Below are 1,390 nucleotides of genomic sequence, written 5' to 3' on the forward strand. Positions count from 1 at the left end.
CTAGTAGTGCTTTGTTAGGTGGCCCTTGTCGTGGTGGGTGGGCGGTAGTTCGCTGGCTGTATGAGGGCTGGGGAGCTTGCCGCGGTGCGGGGCCGGTTAGAGGAGTTCGTGTCGGATGTGTTCGCGCCGTTGGTGCGGCGGGATCAGCGGGCGAAGGGCGGGTTGTATCTGCGGGGGCTGCTGCTGGACGGCCGCAGGAAGTCGATGCAGCCGATGGCTGAGCGGCTTGGTGTCGATCATCAGCAGCTGCAGCAGTTCATGACGTCTTCGACCTGGCAGGTCGAGCAGGTGCGGGCCCGGCTGGCGTGGAGGGCTGTGGCCGTGGTCCGGCCGCAGGTATGGGTGGTGGACGACACCGGTTTCCCCAAGGACGGCCGTTTCTCGCCCGGGGTCGCCCGGCAGTACTCCGGCACTTTGGGCAAGGTCGGCAACTGCCAGATCGGTGTCAGCGTCCATGCCGCCTCCGGGGAGGCCTCGTGCCCGCTGTCCTGGCGCCTGTTCCTGCCCGCTGCCTGGGACGGTCCCGACGCGCAGGTCCGCAGGCAGGCCTGCCGGATCCCCGGCAGCGAGCGTCACCGGGCCAAGTGGCAGCTGGCCCTGGACATGCTCGACGAACTCGCCGGCTGCGGGCTGCGGCCTGCTGTCCTGGTCGCGGACACCGGCTACGGCGCGAACGCCGATTTCCGTCACGGTCTGGACGAACGCGGCCTGGCCTGGGTACTCCAGGTCAAGGGCGAGATGACCGCCCACGGCCAGGACGCGGTGCCGCACCAGCCTGAATACGGCGGGCTCGGCCCCAGGCCACTGCCCCGCTATCGCACCCGGCCGGTGTCATTGCGCGAGCATGTGCTGGCCGCAGGTCGCAGCCGTGGGCGGACCGTGACCTGGCGCAAGGGATCGAAAGCGGCAATGAGCTCGCATTTCGTGTTCCTGCGCGTCCGGCTCGCGGGCCGTCGCCCGAAGCCGGCTGCCGACGGCACCATCCCCTTGTCCTGGCTGATCGCCCAATGGCCCGAGGGCGAAAGCGAACCAGTGAAGTACTGGATCTCGAACCTGCCGGCCGACCTCCCCGCCAAGGATCTGATCCGTCTGGCGAAAGCCCGGTGGCGGATCGAGCATGACTACCGCGAGCTGAAAACAGCCCTGGGCCTGGACCACTTCGAGGGCCGCTCGTTCGCCGGCTGGCACCGGCACGTCACCCTCGTCACTGCCGCCCATCTGTTCCTGACCGAACAGCGGACACACCCAAAAGCCCCTGCCAGGGCCTGACCCTCTACCAGGCCCTGGACCTCCTCCAGCAGCTCATCGCCACCTGGACCGGAACCTGCCCCACCTGCCGACAGACCGTCCCATGGCAGCCCTACGACACCACCTAACAAAGCACTACTAG

Annotated in this window: 1 protein-coding gene; it reads left to right on the forward strand. The window is 68.2% G+C overall.

Annotation, left to right across the window (positions count from 1 at the left end):
• Positions 1–60 precede the first annotated feature (60 nt).
• Positions 61–1,269 (forward strand): IS701 family transposase, encoded by a 1,209-nt coding sequence (locus IE182_RS31480; protein ID WP_190113413.1) that lies wholly within the window; start codon positions 61–63, stop codon positions 1,267–1,269.
• Positions 1,270–1,390 lie beyond the last annotated feature (121 nt).

This window comes from Streptomyces cinnamoneus, from assembly GCF_014650495.1.
Lineage (GTDB): Bacteria > Actinomycetota > Actinomycetes > Streptomycetales > Streptomycetaceae > Streptomyces > Streptomyces cinnamoneus.

Excerpts from the sequence above, each read along its gene's own strand:
- IE182_RS31480 (WP_190113413.1), top strand. The coding sequence starts at position 61 with ATGAGGGCTGGGGAGCTTGCCGCGGTGCGGGGCCGGTTAGAGGAGTTC.